16 protein-coding genes and 5 pseudogenes are annotated in these 15,477 nt (G+C 65.5%); 6 read left to right on the top strand and 15 right to left on the bottom strand.

Going from position 1 to position 15,477, the window contains the following annotated elements; all coding sequences use genetic code 11:
- The first annotated feature begins 3 nt into the window (after positions 1-3).
- Positions 4-1,882: pseudogene (gene ligD, locus STARVERO_RS10130) on the top strand (DNA ligase D).
- A 110-nt stretch (positions 1,883-1,992) separates the two neighbouring features.
- On the opposite strand, the pseudogene STARVERO_RS23515 reads toward ligD, so the two are convergent.
- Both STARVERO_RS23515 and STARVERO_RS10120 read right to left on the bottom strand, forming a co-directional pair.
- Positions 1,993-2,073: pseudogene (locus STARVERO_RS23515) on the bottom strand (LysR substrate-binding domain-containing protein); the annotation flags it as partial.
- A 14-nt stretch (positions 2,074-2,087) separates the two neighbouring features.
- Positions 2,088-2,318, bottom strand: a pseudogene (locus STARVERO_RS10120) (integrase core domain-containing protein); the annotation flags it as partial.
- A 45-nt stretch (positions 2,319-2,363) separates the two neighbouring features.
- Here STARVERO_RS10120 and STARVERO_RS10115 point away from each other — a divergent pair.
- A pseudogene (locus tag STARVERO_RS10115) lies at positions 2,364-3,768 on the top strand (IS30 family transposase).
- A gap of 7 nt (positions 3,769-3,775) precedes the next feature.
- On the opposite strand, the pseudogene STARVERO_RS10110 reads toward STARVERO_RS10115, so the two are convergent.
- Together STARVERO_RS10110 and STARVERO_RS10105 are read right to left on the bottom strand one after the other, a co-directional pair.
- Positions 3,776-3,925 (bottom strand): annotated as a pseudogene (locus STARVERO_RS10110) (DDE-type integrase/transposase/recombinase); the annotation flags it as partial.
- Positions 3,926-3,937: 12 nt separating this feature from the next.
- The gene (locus tag STARVERO_RS10105; RefSeq protein WP_159598760.1) at positions 3,938-4,204 is read right to left on the bottom strand and encodes a hypothetical protein; all 267 of its coding nucleotides are present in this window, start codon (positions 4,202-4,204) and stop codon (positions 3,938-3,940) included.
- Between the two features lie 602 nt (positions 4,205-4,806).
- Here STARVERO_RS10105 and STARVERO_RS23680 point away from each other — a divergent pair.
- Entirely contained in the window at positions 4,807-6,093 is a 1,287-nt protein-coding gene (locus STARVERO_RS23680; RefSeq protein WP_159598759.1) for a diguanylate cyclase, read from the top strand.
- Here STARVERO_RS23680 and STARVERO_RS10095 read toward each other — a convergent pair.
- From STARVERO_RS10095 to STARVERO_RS10085, 3 genes are all read right to left on the bottom strand, one after another.
- Positions 6,080-8,290, bottom strand: a complete 2,211-nt coding sequence (locus tag STARVERO_RS10095; protein WP_159598758.1) for an amylo-alpha-1,6-glucosidase — start codon at positions 8,288-8,290, stop codon at positions 6,080-6,082. The two genes, STARVERO_RS23680 and STARVERO_RS10095, sit on opposite strands and share 14 nt — an antisense overlap.
- 11 nt (positions 8,291-8,301) lie before the next feature.
- Complete coding sequence (locus STARVERO_RS10090) at positions 8,302-9,402, bottom strand: glycosyltransferase family 4 protein (RefSeq protein ID WP_159598757.1); 1,101 nt, start codon at positions 9,400-9,402, stop codon at positions 8,302-8,304.
- 229 nt (positions 9,403-9,631) lie between these two features.
- The gene (locus STARVERO_RS10085; protein WP_159598756.1) at positions 9,632-9,955 is read right to left on the bottom strand and encodes a hypothetical protein; all 324 of its coding nucleotides are present in this window, start codon (positions 9,953-9,955) and stop codon (positions 9,632-9,634) included.
- Between the two features lie 467 nt (positions 9,956-10,422).
- On the opposite strand from STARVERO_RS10085, the gene STARVERO_RS10080 reads away from it, so the two are divergent.
- Both STARVERO_RS10080 and STARVERO_RS10075 read left to right on the top strand, forming a co-directional pair.
- Positions 10,423-10,719 (top strand): hypothetical protein, encoded by a 297-nt coding sequence (locus tag STARVERO_RS10080; RefSeq protein WP_159598755.1) that lies wholly within the window; start codon positions 10,423-10,425, stop codon positions 10,717-10,719.
- A gap of 72 nt (positions 10,720-10,791) precedes the next feature.
- Entirely contained in the window at positions 10,792-11,034 is a 243-nt protein-coding gene (locus STARVERO_RS10075; RefSeq protein WP_159598754.1) for a hypothetical protein, read from the top strand.
- 43 nt (positions 11,035-11,077) lie between these two features.
- On the opposite strand, the gene STARVERO_RS10070 is transcribed toward STARVERO_RS10075, so the two are convergent.
- The 6 genes from STARVERO_RS10070 to STARVERO_RS10045 all read right to left on the bottom strand — a co-directional run bounded on the left by STARVERO_RS10070 (position 11,078) and on the right by STARVERO_RS10045 (position 14,119).
- Positions 11,078-11,539 carry a Rha family transcriptional regulator gene (locus tag STARVERO_RS10070; protein ID WP_159598753.1) on the bottom strand — a complete coding sequence of 154 codons (462 nt, stop codon included), beginning with the start codon at positions 11,537-11,539 and terminating at the stop codon, positions 11,078-11,080.
- Positions 11,540-11,573: 34 nt separating this feature from the next.
- Positions 11,574-12,542 (bottom strand): hypothetical protein, encoded by a 969-nt coding sequence (locus STARVERO_RS10065; protein ID WP_159598752.1) that lies wholly within the window; start codon positions 12,540-12,542, stop codon positions 11,574-11,576.
- An 89-nt stretch (positions 12,543-12,631) separates the two neighbouring features.
- Positions 12,632-12,877, bottom strand: coding sequence for a hypothetical protein (locus STARVERO_RS10060; protein WP_159598751.1), 246 nt, complete (start codon positions 12,875-12,877; stop codon positions 12,632-12,634).
- A 63-nt stretch (positions 12,878-12,940) separates the two neighbouring features.
- Positions 12,941-13,327, bottom strand: coding sequence for a hypothetical protein (locus STARVERO_RS10055; protein WP_159598750.1), 387 nt, complete (start codon positions 13,325-13,327; stop codon positions 12,941-12,943).
- A 99-nt stretch (positions 13,328-13,426) separates the two neighbouring features.
- A complete protein-coding gene (locus tag STARVERO_RS10050; RefSeq protein WP_159598749.1) occupies positions 13,427-13,795 on the bottom strand; it encodes a hypothetical protein in 369 nt (122 codons plus the stop codon).
- Between the two features lie 81 nt (positions 13,796-13,876).
- A complete protein-coding gene (locus tag STARVERO_RS10045; RefSeq protein ID WP_159598748.1) occupies positions 13,877-14,119 on the bottom strand; it encodes a helix-turn-helix transcriptional regulator in 243 nt (80 codons plus the stop codon).
- Positions 14,120-14,225: 106 nt separating this feature from the next.
- Here STARVERO_RS10045 and STARVERO_RS10040 point away from each other — a divergent pair, with 106 nt between their 5' ends.
- The gene (locus tag STARVERO_RS10040) at positions 14,226-14,558 is read left to right on the top strand and encodes a hypothetical protein (RefSeq protein ID WP_159598747.1); all 333 of its coding nucleotides are present in this window, start codon (positions 14,226-14,228) and stop codon (positions 14,556-14,558) included.
- Positions 14,559-14,787: 229 nt separating this feature from the next.
- Here the strand turns inward: STARVERO_RS10040 and STARVERO_RS10035 are convergent, their stop codons facing one another.
- A complete protein-coding gene (locus STARVERO_RS10035) occupies positions 14,788-15,000 on the bottom strand; it encodes a hypothetical protein (protein WP_159598746.1) in 213 nt (70 codons plus the stop codon).
- Between the two features lie 56 nt (positions 15,001-15,056).
- On the bottom strand, positions 15,057-15,395 hold the full coding sequence (locus STARVERO_RS10030; RefSeq protein WP_159598745.1) for a hypothetical protein: 339 nt from the start codon (positions 15,393-15,395) through the stop codon (positions 15,057-15,059).
- Between the last annotated feature and the right edge of the window lie 82 nt (positions 15,396-15,477).

The raw sequence follows: 15,477 nt of genomic DNA, 5'->3' as shown, positions 1-15,477 counted from the left end.
GCCATGCCGCTCGACGTCTACCGCCGCAAGCGCGACTTTTCCCTCACCTCCGAGCCTCGCGGCGCGCCCGCTTCCCGCGCGGGACACGCCTATCTGATCCAGAAGCACGCCGCCCGCCGCCTGCATTACGATCTGCGGCTGGAGATGGATGGCGTGCTCAAGAGCTGGGCGGTCACGCGTGGCCCCAGCCTCGTCCCCGGCGAGAAGCGCCTCGCCGTCCATGTCGAGGATCACCCGCTCGACTATGGAAGCTTCGAGGGCACGATCCCCAAGGGCCAGTTCCGGCGCCTCGAACTTCTCCCTTCTGCAGCAGGACCTTTCCGAAGGCCGGCGCGACCGCTTCGTCTTCTACGTCTTCGACCTCCTCTTTCTCGACGGCCGCGACCTGCGCGACCGCCCGCTGCGGGCCCGCAAGGAGGCTCTGGCGAAGGTGATGGAGGGCGCGCCGCCGCCGCTGAGGCTGAGCGAGCCCTTCGAGGTCGACGGTCCCACCATGCTGCGCCATGCCTGCCGCCTCAGCCTGGAGGGGCTGGTGTCCAAGCGCATGGCCGCCCCCTACCGTTCCGGCCGGGGCAAGGACTGGCAGAAGTCCAAATGCGCCTTCCGGCAGGAATTCGTCATCGGCGGCTTCGTGCCCTCGACCGCGCAGAAGGGCGCCGTCGGCTCGCTGGTGCTGGGCGTGTACGAGGATGGCCGGCTGCGCCATGTGGGTCGCGTGGGCACCGGCTTCTCCCAGCGCGTGGCGCGCGAGCTGCGCGAGCGCCTGTCTCCCCTGGAGCGCGGCCGCAGCCCCTTTGCCGGGTCGCTCTCGGCGGAGGAGCGGCGCGGCGTCACCTATGTCACGCCCGAGCTGGTCGCGGAGATCGAGTTCCGCGGCTGGACCGGCGATCAGCATCTGCGCCACGCGGCCTTTCGGGGCTTGCGCGAGGACAAGCCGGCGCGTGAGATCGTGCGCGAGGACGGGCCTGCGGCGCGGGGTGCGCCTGCCACGGAGGGGAAGATGCCGTGCAGCGGGGTGAAGCTGACCCATCCGGATCGCATCTACTGGCCGGAAGACGGCGTCACCAAGCAGGGCCTCGCCGATTACTACGCGCAGGTCTGGACCTATATCGCCCCCTTCGTCGTCGCGCGCCCGCTCGCCCTGCTGCGCTGCCCGGACGGCATCGCCCAGGCCTGCTTCTTCCAGAAGCACTCCTGGCGCGGCATCAACCGCGCGATCAAGGTGAAGAAGGACACGGACGGCGAGGAATTGCTCGTCATCGACGATTTCGACGGCCTGACGGCGCTGGCGCAGGCCGGCGCGCTGGAAATCCATCCGTGGGGCGCGCCGCTGGCCGATCTCGAACGGCCGGACACGATGATCTTCGATCTCGACCCCGGCGAGGATGTCGCGTGGCCCGACATCGTTGCCGGTGCCCGCGAGGTGCGCGCCCGGCTGGAGGCGGCGGGCCTGCCGACCTTCGTCAAGACGTCCGGCGGCAAGGGCCTGCACGTCGTCGTGCCGCTGGAGCCGAAGGCCGGATGGGACGCGGTGAAGGACTTCGCCAAAGGCATCGCCGATGCGATGGCGGCGGACGATCCGGACCGCTACATCGCCGTGGCCACCAAGGCCCGGCGCAGGGGCCGCATCTTCGTGGATTACCTGCGCAATGCGCGCGGCGCGACGGCGATCGCCCCCTATGGCGTGCGGGCCCGGCCCGGCGCGGCGGTCGCCATGCCGGTGGCGTGGGAGGAGCTCGATCAACTGACGGGCGCGGCGCAGTTCACCCTCGACACCGCGCCGTCGCGCCTCGCCAACCTGTCGTCCGATCCGTGGAGCGGCTTCCGCAAGGCCGCCGCGCCGCTGCCCTCCGCTGCCGGCGGCAAGCGGCGCACGCCCTGACGCCGTCGGCGCTCGGGCGGGGCATGCGGGTCACTCGCCGGGGCGTTTGCGTGCTTCTTCCGCCGCGAGGCTCCTCTTCAGCGCGGTGGTGATGTCCACGACGTTGGTGGGCGTCTCACCGCATCGAAGCCCTTGTCTATCACGTCGACCAGCCTGTCGGTGAAGTCGAGATCGAGCTCGATCTCGGGCTCACCCGTAGCTTGCAGATAGGCTCCAGCAGCCGGCGATGATTGAACCAGTCCACCCAGGTCAACGTCGCGAACTCCTCGGCTTCGAAGCGTCGCCACGGCCCGCGCCGATGGATCAGTTCAGCCTTGTAGGTTCCGTTGATCGTTTCTGCGAGAGCGTTGTCACAAGAGTGGCCGACGCTGCCGACCGAGGGCTCTATGCTCGCTTCGGCGAGACGCTCAGTGTATCGAATGCTGATGTACTGGGCGGATTCAACCGGTCGTCGCAACACCCAGAGTTAGAGGTTGTGACGATGGCTGGTCGACGAGCATCGGAGAGATGCACGCGGAAGAAGTTACGTTCGCCAGGAAGGTCACCTGCCTGGCAGCGTGAGCATTATCGCCGCTTCTGGCAGGCTATCGCGCGCGGACGTACGAGCGAGCAAGCGGCCGTCGACGCCGGCATATCGGCGCCGCTGGGGCCGCGCTGGTTTTCGGAGTTCGGGAGGGATGCCGCCAACCCACCTTGCGCCTTCGGCGCCCGCACCCACCGGAAGATACCTGTCCTTGGGTGAGCGTGAGGAGATCGCGATCGAGCTTGCCAAGGGAACAGCGATCCGCGCGATTGCACGTAAGCTTGCGCGCTCACCGAGCACGATCTCACGCGAAGTGCGCCGCAACGCCGCTACGCGCGGTGGCAACCTCGACTATCGCGCCATCGCAGCGCAATGGCATGCCGACCGCGCGGCACGACTGCCTCGCCCGGGCAAGCTGTCCAGCAACCCTACTTTACGCGCTTATGTCGAGCGGCATCTCTCGGGTCTCGTCACGAGCATCGATGGCACCGGCTTCGCGGGTCCCAAGGTGATATGGAAGAAGCGTCGCGCCGTGCTTCGGCAGAGCCGGCGCTGGTCAACCGCGTGGAGCCCGGAGCAGATCGCCCATCGACTTCGGATCGATTACCCGGAGGATCCCACCATGCGCATCAGCCACGAGGCGATCTACTAGTCCCTGTATATCCAGGGTCGCGGTGCCTTGCGTCGGGAGCTGACGGCTTGCTTGCGCTCGGGTCGAGCTCTGCGTGTTCCGCGCGAGCGGACCCGCGGCCGTAGAAAGGCCTTCTTGGGCGATGCCATCATGATCAGCGAACGGCCACCGGCGGTCGAAGATCGGGCGATCCCGGGCCATTGGGAAGGCGATCTCATCCTGGGCCTGCACAGCTCGGCGATCGGCACTCTCGTCGAACGCAGCTCGCGCATCACGATGCTGCTGCACCTGCCGCGCCAAGAGGGGTATCAGCGTGAACAAAGGATCAAGAATGGCTCGCCGCTTGCCGGACACGGTGCTGAAGCCGTTCGCACGGCGATCGTCCAATCCATGAGCGAACTGCCCAGGACGCTTCGTCAATCGCTGACCTGGGGTCAGGGAGCCGAGATGGCTCAGCACGCACGGCTTCGCATCGAGAGCGGACTGGAAGTCTACTTCTGCGATCCGCAAAGCCCGTGGCAGCGCGGCTCGAACGAAAACACCAACGGCCTTCTGCGGCAGTACTTCCCGAAAGGGACTGATCTCAGCCGGCACTCGACCGGGGAGTTGGCTGCCGTCGCTCACGCGATGAACGCCCGGCCCCGCAAAACGCTCGGGTGGAAAACACCGAGCGAAGTGCTCGATCAGTTCCTCGCCCAGCAGTATGATGCCGGTGTTGCGACGACCGGTTGAATCCGCCCTGAGATCCCCTGTCGGAATGATGCACCGGCCCACCGCGGTGCACAGGTCGGCGCTCATGCAGGGCCTACTCCACCGCATCCAGCACGAAGCTGGCATGGGCCGTCCGGCTCACCCGCCAGCCGACGATCCGCCGAGCATAGGCATCGATGGGCGGCGACGCCTATCCTGGTGTGTTGGGGACTGCGGAAAATGGCAGCCGCTCGCGTGTCGACGGTTCGTTCCGGAACGCCGGAATAGACCGCAGGGCAAAACTGGCCAACTGCTCTTCGTTCTTGATGCCCTGTTTCGCACCTTCAAGGATCGCTGACGCCAAAAGGGTTTTCATGCCGTCGTTCACGAGCAGCCGTTCGGCGGCACGCTGGCAGGCGTGCTCAAGCGCCTGATCGAGGACCTCAATGGCTTCGGGTTCGTAACCATCGTTCGCCATGGCCGCACCTCCTCATTCCCGGACGACTATAGGCCGGTTCGGAAAGTGGCGGGCGTAGCCTGGTGCCAGCACGCGCACATTCGCGCGTGCTGCGGAAACGATGGGAAGGCGGAGCTTTTCACGTTCGGGATTGAACCTGCCGCCAACGCACGGGATCGCGCATACGAATTCTGGAACGACTTCGGCGCGGAGTGGCTTAGCCGTGCGGCTTGCTGTTTTTGCCACCCTCGGGCGAGTGTGGCACAGATATTTGGTTGGTTGAACCAGGGCGATCTCCAACATGGCCCAGAGATCTTACGAAGCGCCGTGCTTTGTTGACGTGGCGGCGATTGCGTTCGCGGTGGTATTTATTTCCAGTCTGTTTGGAATTTTGACGCGGCCGGTCGGTTTTCTCGCGGCCTATGGCCGGCGAATGCCCCTGCTCGGGTTCTTCGTCCGATTTCCCAAATCTGCTGTCCTGTCCGGATGGTCGGTGCGATCGCGGCTTTTTTTGCCGCCGACCTGCTCACCGGCGGCCACCTTGCGCTCACGACGTGGCTCACCGCTGCCAACCTCGCCGGGCGTGACGACAGGTGTCCTGCTTTTCCGGCTGATGAGCGAGGATGACCGGCGGCTGCGGCGCCCTCTGTCCGTGTTTCTCCTCTTCGGAATTCTGGTTGCCGCCGCCGCTGCCGCGTTGGTGGCGGCGGGTGCGACGCCGATTTATTTCGACAAGGATCTGCTGTCCGGCGCCGCCTTCTGGTTCACCACCCGAACTGGCCAACGGCATCATTGTCCTGCCTGCCGTCCTGACCGCACCGGCCCTGTCGGCGAAGGCTATTCATCTGCGCCGGCCGAAAGACTGGTTCGCCTTCCTGATGCGGGCCGCACCTGCCGTGATGATGATGGTGTCGATCGCCATCGGATTTCTCGTCGGCGGCCCGGGAGTCCTGGCGTTTCCCGTGCCAGCACTTCTGTGGTGCGCGCTGACCTATCCGCTGTTTCCCACCGTGATGCTGACCATGCTGGTGAGCATCTGGCATCTGATCGCCGTGTCCCTCGGACTGTTCACCCATGACGTCGCCGGTCTGGATGCGCCCACGATGTCGGGTCGTCTTGCGATCATGCTTCTGGCGCTGGGTCCGCTAATCGTCGCGAGCATCAATGCCGCACGTCAAGACCTGCTGAAGCGGCTCGAGATTTTGGCAATCTTCGATACGCTGACGGGCGCGTTGACGCGGACGGCATTTCTCCAGCGCGGGAGAGCGCTGCTCGCCGGCGCCCGCTCTCCCTGCGTCGGGCTTATGCTCGATAACAACCACTTCAAGGCGATCAACGACACCTACGGACACGCGGCCGGAGACAAGGTTCTAGCGCCTTTCTATGGTGGTGCGGCGGATGCTGCGCGTGCGCGATCTCTTCGGGCGGGTCGGCGGCGAAGAGTTCGCAGTGGTGCTTCTGAGACCTCGATCGACGATGCCCGGCATGTCGCGGAGCGGCTCCGCGAGGAAATCGAGCAGATGCACATCGATTACGACTATGTCCCGTTTGATAGTGACGGTCAGCATCGGCATCGCGCGCGAGCTCAAACCTTCCGTCGCTCTCCTCGACAGGCTGCTGTCCGCTGCCGATCAGGCGCTTTACCAAGCCAAAGCCGCCGGGTGGAACAGGGGCGTCAGCGCTGCATCGATGGCATAATGCCCAGCCTCGTGCTTCGAGGATCGCCTCGCTGGCGTAATGGCTGTTCGCGGCCGACGTGGCGGAGGCGGATTACGTTGCTGCGCAGCGCACCCGTCCCGGCCGCAGAGGCGTTTGCGCGAGCCGCGGCGGTTTGGGACAGGCGGGCAAGCTCGCATGCATGTCGAGGACCGGCTGCGGGAGCTCGCCAAGGCCGGATCAGTTCCGGGTGAGCACATGCAGGGGGCCGCGCCGGTCCAGCACGTCCACCACCACCTTGGAGCGCGAGCGGCGGAGCGCCACGTCGGCGCTTCCCCCGTCGAGGCTGAGGTTCTTCAGCATCACCTCGTCGAGGAAATCCGGCAGGACCGGCTCGTCGAAGCTGATTTGCAGGCGCGCCTGATCGAAGCCGAGGCCGAGGCAGTCCCGCAGCATCGAGAGCGGCGCGGCGGCGGCCCAGGCCTGCGGCATGCAGGCGACGGGGTAGAAGGTCGGCCCGCGTGTGCGCTGGCGGGCGAAGCCGCAGAACAGCTCCGGCAGGCGCCGCATGTCGATGTAGGTGGAAGCGGCAAATAGCCCTTCAAAGATCGCGGCCGCCTCGCGCTTGAAGCCGTAGCGCGCGAGCCCGGCTGCGATCAGGGCGTTGTCGTGCGGCCAGACCGAGCCATTGTGATAGCTCATGGGATTGAACCGCGTCTCGCTGCTGGCGACGGTACGTACGCCCCAGCCGCAGAACAGCTCCGGTCTCATCAATGTGCCGACGACCCTTCTGGCGCGATCGGGAAGGGCAAGGCCGGTGAGCAGCGCGTGGCCCGCATTCGAGCTGCGCACGCGGCACGGCCGCTTCCTCCCGTCGAGCGCGGGCACATAGGTTCCGAGCCCATCGTCGAAGAAGGCGGCGTCGAACGCCGTGCACAGCGCCTCGGCGCGTCGGTCCAACTCCGGTGCGTGTTCGGGGCGGCCCAACGCACAGGCGATTGCCGCGGCGGCGCGCCAGGCGCCATAGACATAGGCCTGCACCTCGCACAGGGCGATGGGTCCCTTTGCCAGGGCGCCATTTCTATGGAAGACGGAGTCGTGGCTGTCCTTCCATCCCTGGTTGATCAGCCCTTCCTCGGTGTGGCGGCCATATTCCACGAACCCGTCGCCGTCACGGTCGCCATGGGTGCCGATCCATCGGAGCGCGGCCTCGATGTGAGGCCAGAGCCGGCGCAACGTGACGATGTCGCCCGTGCGTTCTAGATAGGCGCCGGCGAGCATGACGAAGAGGGGCGTTGAATCGACGCTGCCATAGTAGCGGCGGAACGGCACCTCCCTTAGCTCCGCCATCTCCCCGTAGCGAACCTCATGGAGGATCTTGCCGGGCTCCGCATCGGATTCGGGATCGAACTCGGTCGCCTGGTTGGCCGCCAGATGCAGGAGCACGCCGCGCGCGATGGCCGGGTCCAGCCAGAGCATTTCGAGCGCGGTAATGAGCGCGTCGCGGCCGAACACCGCGCTGAACCAGGGAATGCCGGCGTAAGGATATGGCCCCTCCGGCGTGTCGGTGACGAGCATGTAGAGGTCGGAGACCGAACGGCGCACCGACTCGTTGAAGATGTCGTTCGAGGTGACGATCGCCGTTGCCCGCGAGGTGGAGTTGCGGAGCGCCCGGCGTGCATCCCGGAGCGCGCGTAGGAAGGTGCGGCCGGCGGGTTCCTTCCCGACACCGTCGAACGCGATCTCCACCACGATCGTCTTCGACTCGCGTGGTGCGAGATCGAAGTCGATGGAGGCGATCTCGGCGGTCAGCTCGTCGGGCACCGGGTCAAAACGAAGCACGGTTTCGCGCCGGCGCCTGTCCAGGCCGACATAGGCGAGCGTGACCCGATTGTCCGCCACCTCCGGTTTCAGCAGCGCGCCCCGCCGAGTCCGCACCGTGCCGCGCACCTCGAAGAGATCGGCGAAGTCGGCGGCGAAGGCCAGATCGACGCGCCCCCGTCGCCGCTGGTCGTCGAAATTTCGGATCGACAGGCGCTCGTGGCACGCGCCGTTCCACAAGAACCGCGACCGTCGCAGATGCAGGAGATCGTGCTCCAGCACCAGTCGCCCCTCATCGTCGAACAGGTCCGGATTGGTGAGGTCGCAGGTCAGCGTCGCGTTGTCGTCGCGCAGCGTCGAGGACAGCAGCATGGGCCGCTGTCCGCTCATGGTCAGATAGAGATGCGACAAGTGCCGGGTATCGCGATAATAGACGCCTTCCGGGCTGCCCGGTCCGGAGAGGGCATCCCCATTGTGATCGAACACCCCGAAGGTGTCGTCGTGCTTGAGGGTGCGCGGTCTCCGCTCCTGCAGCGAGGCCGCCGCGGGGATGCAGAACTGGAGCGGGGCACCGGGACCGGCAACCGCAGGAGCATGGCCCACGAATTCCGCGCTGATGGTTCTGGTCATGGGCATCCCCTTCAGGCGACCGCCTGCAAGCCGCTGCCGTTCATGGGGTCGGGCGCTTCCAGCGGGCTGCGCAGGGCGGGACGCCGCCCCGGCAGATCGCGATAGATGCGGAGATAGTCGAGAGCCATGCGCTCGGCGGTGTGGCGCTCCTCGAAGACGGCGCGCACCCTTGCGCGGTCCAGTTTCTCGATGAGGGAGACCGCGAGCACGGCTTCTTCGACGGTCGTCGCGACATGGCCGGTGACGCCGTGCTCCACCACCTCCGGCACGGAGCCCTGCCGAAAGGCGATGATCGGCGTGCCGCAGGCCATGGATTCGATCATGACGAGGCCGAACGGCTCCGGCCAATCGATCGGGAACAGAAGCGCCCGCGCATTGCCCAGGAACCCGGCTTTCTGGCTGTCGCCGATCTCGCCCAGAAACTCGACGTCGGGGTGTCGCGCCACCATTGGTGCGATCACCTCGTCCCAATACGCTATGTCGACCCGGTCGATCTTGGCGGCGATCTTCAGCGGCACGCCGGCGCGAACCGCGATCTCGATGGCGAGGTCCGGGCGTTTCTCCGGCGATATCCGGCCGAGAAAGGCGAGATAGTCGCCGGCCGGCCGGGCGGTGAAGGGGAGGAGATCCTTCGGCAGGCCGTTATGAACCGTGCCGGCCCAGTTCACCGGGGGCATCGGCCCGCGCTGGTTGTCGGAAATGGAAACGAGCGGGTGATGGGGAAAGGCCGAATAGAAGGGCCTCAGCTCGCGGAGATCGAGGCGCCCGTGCAGGGTTGTGACCATGCGGCCGGCGAAGGCTGCGGCGAGCGGATAATGAAGGAACTCGATGTGGAAGTGCAGGGCGTCAAACTCGTCGGCTCTGCGGCGGACCTCCTCCAACATCAGCACGAGATAGGGAAGGGGATCGTGGATTTTCGGATCGGTCCTGAGCGCCGTTTCGCAACACGGCACGAGTTCTCCCCGGGTCTGCGACCCGCCGCTGGCGAACAGCGTCACCTCGTGTCCCTGACGAACCAGTTCCTCCGTCAGGTAGGAGACGATGCGCTCCGTCCCGCCATAGTACAGGGGCGGACAGCATTCGGTGAGCGGTGCGATCTGAGCGATGTTCATCGGCAACGCCTCCTCATTTCGGCAGAGCGTTGACGACGAGCGGGTCCGAAAGGTTCCAGCATTCGCGTGCGATCGGTAGCGGGGCAGGGGCATTCCACCTCTGGCGAGCGTTCCGAGGCCACGGGCCGTACAGGCGACAACCGGCGATGCCGCAGGCGGCGTCCCGTATGTGGCTGATGATCGCCCGGCCAGAATATCGCTTTGCCGGCGGGTTGCCGGCGGGCGGGCGCTACGGTCCCATGATTTTGGGCGTGCCGCATCTGGGCGGCGCGCAGTCCGGCATCCTTATCTCGCGCTCCTCCCCCTCGGGCGGCGGTCCCGGCGGCGGCTGGAGCACGCCGGTCCGGGGATCGGGCTCCGTCGGGCCTTGCTGCTGCGACGACGGATCCATGGTGGAATGGCCGGCCGGCGGCGTCGGAACGGCCGCGTCAGAGCCGCTGCCGGCCGCCGGGTTGCCCGTCGTCTGGGTGAATCCCGTGCCGCCCGTCGCCAGCAGCCAGAGCGTCGTCCAGCCCAGCGCCGCCGCGGTCTTGAAGGGACGCGCGTGTGCCATGGCGATCCTCCCTTTTGGGGCAACGCGTGATGGGGGGCGCTGTTCCTCCCTCCAGTGCCATGGTGCCACCAACATGCTCCGCCCGCCGAAATGGCGAACACGGAGCATCGTGGCGGCTCCGGCAACTTGCCGAAGAACGCGCCAGCGAAGCCGGCCGCAAGGGCGGGGAGAGTTCCCGCAGCGGCCCGCAGCACAGTCAGGCCGGCGATGAACAGTGCCAGCAGGGCGGGCAGCACGGTAATCCCGGCAACTTCGCCAAGACCGGGAGCGCGCACGCGAGTCCGGCCACAAGGGCGGACAGCGCTAAGGCGCCCGCCCGAGGAACGCCCGCTTCGGCGCAATGCCGTGGCGGGCGATCTTTTGTGGTCCAGCCTCCACCGCACCGCAAGATTAATCCGAATTTGCAGGAACCTTGCGCCCCAGCGGGCGTTCTCCGTGAGTTTATCTGCTGTCTGAGTGGGGAAAATATGGAGACACTGCGCCACCTCGTCGGACGAGGCTGGCTGCGCACCGGTGGCCTCACGGCGTCGACCGCCGAGTATGATCTCATCGTGCGCCGCCGAAAGAGCGGCCCGAAAACAGGTGAAGTCCTGATATCGGGCCGTGTGGCATCCGAAAGCTGGGTCTTTGCCGACTATCCCTCGGGTCGTGGCATGCTCACGCTCGAAGACGGCACCAGCTATCCGGTTCGGCTTAGTCGTCGTACGTCGACCGAAGCGGATTTCGACGTGCTGCCCCCCTTCAAGGCGCTCGTCCCGGCCTGAGAACCGTCATGCTTGCGACCCCGCTACCTGCTCGGCTAGGCTCCGGCAGGTCCACGACGGGAGCCGTGAAACATGCAAGCAAAACTCGCCATGCCGCTGGCGAGGCCGATTGTGCTGCGAGTTGATCCGCCGCGGACGCTCGACACCTTCCTTTCGGCCATTGAATATCTCAATGCCGGCACGCTCCCGAACACGGTCGAGGTCGACACGATCATCGACCAGATCATGAGCGCCGCCGCTTCCCAGGACCCGGCGATAATCGCGAGCACGACTGACGAACTCGAGCGTATGTTGCGCGAGTTGGGGCAGGCCTAACCCCTCATTCGATCATCTCGCCTTGGTTCCCATTCTCGATTGGTCAGGGCTTCACCAGCTTGAGGTAGCCGCGACGGGTGATGAGGGTGGCCCGAGCGGTGCGCGCGGGAAAGATCGACATGGTACGAATTTCGTCCGATGTCAGTTCGATGAAGTCCTCGCTCTCAACGAAGCGTTCGCGGTTCTCGGAGAAGGTCCGCTTCGCCGTCCCGTCCGGCCGCTGGTGGATCGTGTCCACCATGGCGAGCAGCGTGAAGCCGTCGCGGGTCAGGTCGAACGAGCGATCCATGCGCCCAGGGATCGTGGGGTGCGGCGTCTCAATCCGCACGAACTGCCTATCCCCCAAATCTGGGGCATGGGCAATGAGGGTATCAATGTCCCGCAGCACATGATCGTGCCTCTTCTCGAAGAACGCCGCCACGTCGCGGCTGTTCGTGAAGACCTCGCCGTTCTTGACGGTGACGACAGGCTGACGAGAGGCATCGACAGGGAAAAGCGTATCCATCACTCTGATCTCCAACCATGCAATGAAAGCGGGCCTAGAAAGGGGAAACACCAACGCGGTTGAGCCGGTGGGCGAGCAACGTCGCTGCGCGCATCCGAAACCGCCGGAAGGTCGACGGCGCCATGCCGAACGACGCCGCGAGCCGACGCTGATCGACCTTCACGACCTTGCCGCTCGCCCATTTGAACAGGGCGCGGCTCGCGTCCGGCGCGTCGGCAAGGTGAGCGGCCGGCCATCCGAAGACCGCTTCCATGCGCTCGATGTCCTCGAAGCTGGCGACCTTGATGATCGTCGTCTTCCGGTCGAGCTCGTCGGCAACCTCGGTGAGGTACGACGGCCAGGCACGGCGATAGGCGGCGGGCCGAACGGCCCCGGGAAGGCGCGAAAGCGCGACATAGGCGTCGATGATGCGCTTCATCACCCAGCCGCTCGACCATTCCGCCGGCACAAGATCGAGAGTGCTCTCGACGTGCCGTCGAACCTCGGACACCGCGCACACCATGCCGGGAATGGCCGGCTCCGGCTCGTCCTCCGGCATGACGACGGGGCGGTCATTCGCGGCAAGCCAGTCCCCTTCCGCTTGCACGATGGGAGGCGCTTCCAGCGCCACGGACTGACGCTTGCGGAGCGCCCGCCGCAGCGCCCGCATTCGCTTCTTCTCCTGCTCACGCTCCCGGTCCCAGCGCGCGGAGGTGGACGGAGCTCGGGCGGAGATACGGGCGAGCGCCCGGTCGGCATCGCGCAGCGCCGCATCCTTGATGGCTTGCAGCCGCGCGGCCTTCGCCTCCTCTACCAAATTGCGCTGCGCGGCCCGTACTGCGACCTCTTCGGCGCGCTGGCTGGCGCGCGCGATGCGCTCCGCCTTCCGCCGCTCCTTTTCCTCTCGCCCGGCGGCAATTTCGGCCTTGGAGCGGCGGGGGCGACGGCGTTTCTCCTCCGGCGCGGCCGGGGGCTTCTGGTCGATGACCCTCACCATGCCACGCACCGGGACAATGCGGGACATCAGGAGCGGCGCAGCGGCTCTAACCACTTGCTAGTGCTGCATTCAGCCTGGGACATGTTGCCGGGCTGCGGCTGCTTCCGCATCGCGGCCTAGACAGCCTTGGTGCCTCGGTGATTGCCCTCCGATGGAGGCGCGATCCCCGCGAATTCCTCGACTTCTTCGATGGTCAGTCCCCATCCGTCGTGTCGATTGCTGTCGAGCACCACGGCCTTGAACTCGTGATGGACGATCATGTAGCCGCGGCCGCGGCCTTTCGTCAGGACGAAGCCGTCGCCGGCCTTCGCAACCGCTCGACGCGCCCGCGCCTCGCGTGCCTTCTTCTCATTCAGAGCCATGATAGCCTCTCCAGCCGGCAGGCTGGCACGGTGCCAAGGTGCCGGCAAGGGCGTCAAGCGGCGTCAGGTGAAAGCGGCTACGGCTAAGCTGACCACGCTAACCGCTATCGCAATCCACGAGAGCCACGGTTTGGCGAATAGCTCGACTTCAACGGCAGTCTCTCGGCGGAGATGCTTGTGCCCCTCGTCGGTGAGCACCCATTCGCTGTAGCGCGATCGGTCCCAATACTGGTCTCGATCGCGTCCGTAGGGACGTGGCGGAATCGGCACGCCCCAGCGGTGGGCAGTACGGATGCGCTGGCGTGTCTCAATGGTCAGAAGCTCGTCGATGAGGGGCTCCTGTTCGTGCTGAAGCCCACCTTCCAGCGCTTCGTAAGCCCTGGTGCCTGGGCCGCCCGTGGCCTTGAACTCCACCTCGTATAGTTGATCGAGCTCGTCCAGCTTATCCACCAGTTGAGATCGCCTCACGCGGTCATCGCGCCATCGTGAGATCGCTCGCCACCGTCGGCCCATATCTCAGCCCTTCTCCACGCGGCGCTCGCCAATGGCTCAATTGCCGAATTTGCACGCCAAGATCAGTGCGCCGCCGACAAATAGCAGAAGCGAAAGGGCTATTGCTGCAAGCCCGGCATACATCCACTTGTTCGAGCGGTGGAGGTGCTGGACCTCCAAATCGGGCTCTCGCTCGCTCTTGTCGACGTAGCGAGTGGATAGAAATGCGAACATCCAGGCCGCAGCTGCGCAGAAGGTGCCGAGGGCCGAGCAGATAAGGGCCGGGCGAACGCCTCCGATGAGCTTCGCTGCGTAGAGATCCGCAACCTGGCTAAGAAGCGCGATAGCCGCGCCACCGTTTAGCAGTACACCGGCTTTCATGCCGCCTTGGGCATACTGCTGGGAGATTTCCCGATAGTCGGCCATCAGCTGCCCTTCCGCATCCTCACCCCCCCCGGCCCGCCGTCCTTCACCTAGCCCGCGGCGAGGAGGACGATGCCGGCCGCCTCACTCAGCGGACCACAGCCTCACGCCGGGACCGCCTTCCTTCATATCGCCATCTCCGAGGAAAATGACGCCGGCACCTTCGAGGGCGCGTTGAATGGCGGCTAAGGTCGAGGCCTTCGGATCGGCAGACCCGCGTTCGATATTGTTTAGCGCGGTGGTGGATATGCCAGCTGCATCAGCAAGGCTGGCTTGCGTTAGGCCAAGCATGGCGCGAGCGCCGCGTATCTGTTGTGGTGTGATCATGACTTTTTATAGCCTGCCGTTGATTTTTTCTCAAGTCCGCTTGACGACAACGGAAGTGAGAGTTAATCCAAGCTTACTTGAGAAATTATCAAGCGGAGATTACCCCATGTCGCGCACCACCGCGCCGGCAAACGCCGGAACTATGCCTACCGAACGTGACCGTCTCCTCGCGGAGAGCTTCCAAGATCTCGAGCATAATCTCAGCACCCTGCGCGCCGCCGCCGCCGTGCTTGAGATCGTCGAAGACCAGACGATCCTCCGCCGCACAGAGTTCGCGGAGACGGTCCGGCAGATGGCCGGCGTGCCGCTGGGCTATGAGGTCTACGTCTTCACGGAAGCCCAGGCGGAAGCGATCCGCCATGCCACGTTCGCGCTCCGGCTCGAGGTCGAGAAGATATGCGAGCGCTATTTCGCCGAGATGGACAAGGCCGGTGGATGAGCGGTCAGGGCGCCGCCTGAGGGACGCTGATTCATGTCGCGTTTCATGTCGCGTGGAGTTGCTGCGCTTCACGGGAAATCGTTGGAAATCAACGAAACTGGCTTGCAACATGGATGCGACACGATGGGCCCATTTGGGCCTGCTTCGATGTCGCTAAGTTATTGATTTTTCTTCGTTTTAGTGTGGTAGCGGGAGAGGGACTTGAACCCCCGACCCCAGGATTATGATTTCAGGTGTGAGCGTTGTTCTTCAATGGGTTACTGGCACCCTCCGTGCGATATGCCCCGGAATTACTGGGGATGTCGCACGGATCGATAAGCCAGAGGTCGCACGCTGCCCGGATCAACTCACGCAATAGTCTCGGGCCGGATTGGCGGTCAAGCGCGATGCGCAGCGGCGGCACCGGGTCGCCGTTCTCCGGCGCCAACTGCACCACGAGCATGGCGCTGTCGCGCGTCGGCCGGCTGACATAGGGGGCGATGCGTGGGTGCGGGCGCATCAGTTGGCCTTGGTGGCGCTGACATCGAGGCGCCGGGCGACCTGCTCGAGCATGCTGCGCTGGGCTTCCATGCCGACCTCGAGCCGGACGGTGCGTTCCGAGATCGAGCGCAGCTCGGCCGCGGCGCGCTCGTCCCGCAGCCGCTGCGCCTCCTGCAGCGCCGCGACGAGCTTTTCCATCGTCTCGGTGCGGGTCGAGAGGTTCGATGCCCACCAGACGCCTATGCCACCCTGCAGCACGATGGTGACGATGAGCGCCAGCGGGATGCTCTTGTCGATGGTCCAGACTTTCGGATATGCGACGTTGGCCTGGTCGCGCATGGTGGGCGTCTCCGGCATCGATCCCCTCGCATGTAGCCGCCGGCTCATCGGCCCGCGCAAACGTCCAGCTTGCGATAGTGGCGGTCGAGATCGACCACCC

The sequence above is a fragment of the Starkeya nomas genome (assembly GCF_902703545.1).
Classification (GTDB): Bacteria; Pseudomonadota; Alphaproteobacteria; order Rhizobiales; family Xanthobacteraceae; genus Ancylobacter; species Ancylobacter moscoviensis.
This window is presented reverse-complemented; position numbering and strand designations above follow the sequence as displayed.

What these genes read in the sequence shown, in the direction of transcription:
- STARVERO_RS10105 (WP_159598760.1), bottom strand. Translation starts at nt 4,204, where the DNA reads ATGGCGAACGATGGTTACGAACCCGAAGCCATTGAGGTCCTCGATCAG.
- STARVERO_RS23680 (WP_159598759.1), top strand. Translation starts at nt 4,807, where the DNA reads ATGACCGGCGGCTGCGGCGCCCTCTGTCCGTGTTTCTCCTCTTCGGAA.
- STARVERO_RS10095 (WP_159598758.1), bottom strand. Translation starts at nt 8,290, where the DNA reads ATGACCAGAACCATCAGCGCGGAATTCGTGGGCCATGCTCCTGCGGTT.
- STARVERO_RS10090 (WP_159598757.1), bottom strand. Translation starts at nt 9,402, where the DNA reads ATGAACATCGCTCAGATCGCACCGCTCACCGAATGCTGTCCGCCCCTG.
- STARVERO_RS10085 (WP_159598756.1), bottom strand. Translation starts at nt 9,955, where the DNA reads ATGGCACACGCGCGTCCCTTCAAGACCGCGGCGGCGCTGGGCTGGACG.
- STARVERO_RS10080 (WP_159598755.1), top strand. Translation starts at nt 10,423, where the DNA reads ATGGAGACACTGCGCCACCTCGTCGGACGAGGCTGGCTGCGCACCGGT.
- STARVERO_RS10075 (WP_159598754.1), top strand. Translation starts at nt 10,792, where the DNA reads ATGCAAGCAAAACTCGCCATGCCGCTGGCGAGGCCGATTGTGCTGCGA.
- STARVERO_RS10070 (WP_159598753.1), bottom strand. Translation starts at nt 11,539, where the DNA reads ATGGATACGCTTTTCCCTGTCGATGCCTCTCGTCAGCCTGTCGTCACC.
- STARVERO_RS10065 (WP_159598752.1), bottom strand. Translation starts at nt 12,542, where the DNA reads ATGTCCCGCATTGTCCCGGTGCGTGGCATGGTGAGGGTCATCGACCAG.
- STARVERO_RS10060 (WP_159598751.1), bottom strand. Translation starts at nt 12,877, where the DNA reads ATGGCTCTGAATGAGAAGAAGGCACGCGAGGCGCGGGCGCGTCGAGCG.
- STARVERO_RS10050 (WP_159598749.1), bottom strand. Translation starts at nt 13,795, where the DNA reads ATGGCCGACTATCGGGAAATCTCCCAGCAGTATGCCCAAGGCGGCATG.
- STARVERO_RS10045 (WP_159598748.1), bottom strand. Translation starts at nt 14,119, where the DNA reads ATGATCACACCACAACAGATACGCGGCGCTCGCGCCATGCTTGGCCTA.
- STARVERO_RS10040 (WP_159598747.1), top strand. Translation starts at nt 14,226, where the DNA reads ATGTCGCGCACCACCGCGCCGGCAAACGCCGGAACTATGCCTACCGAA.
- STARVERO_RS10035 (WP_159598746.1), bottom strand. Translation starts at nt 15,000, where the DNA reads ATGCTCGTGGTGCAGTTGGCGCCGGAGAACGGCGACCCGGTGCCGCCG.
- STARVERO_RS10030 (WP_159598745.1), bottom strand. Translation starts at nt 15,395, where the DNA reads ATGCCGGAGACGCCCACCATGCGCGACCAGGCCAACGTCGCATATCCG.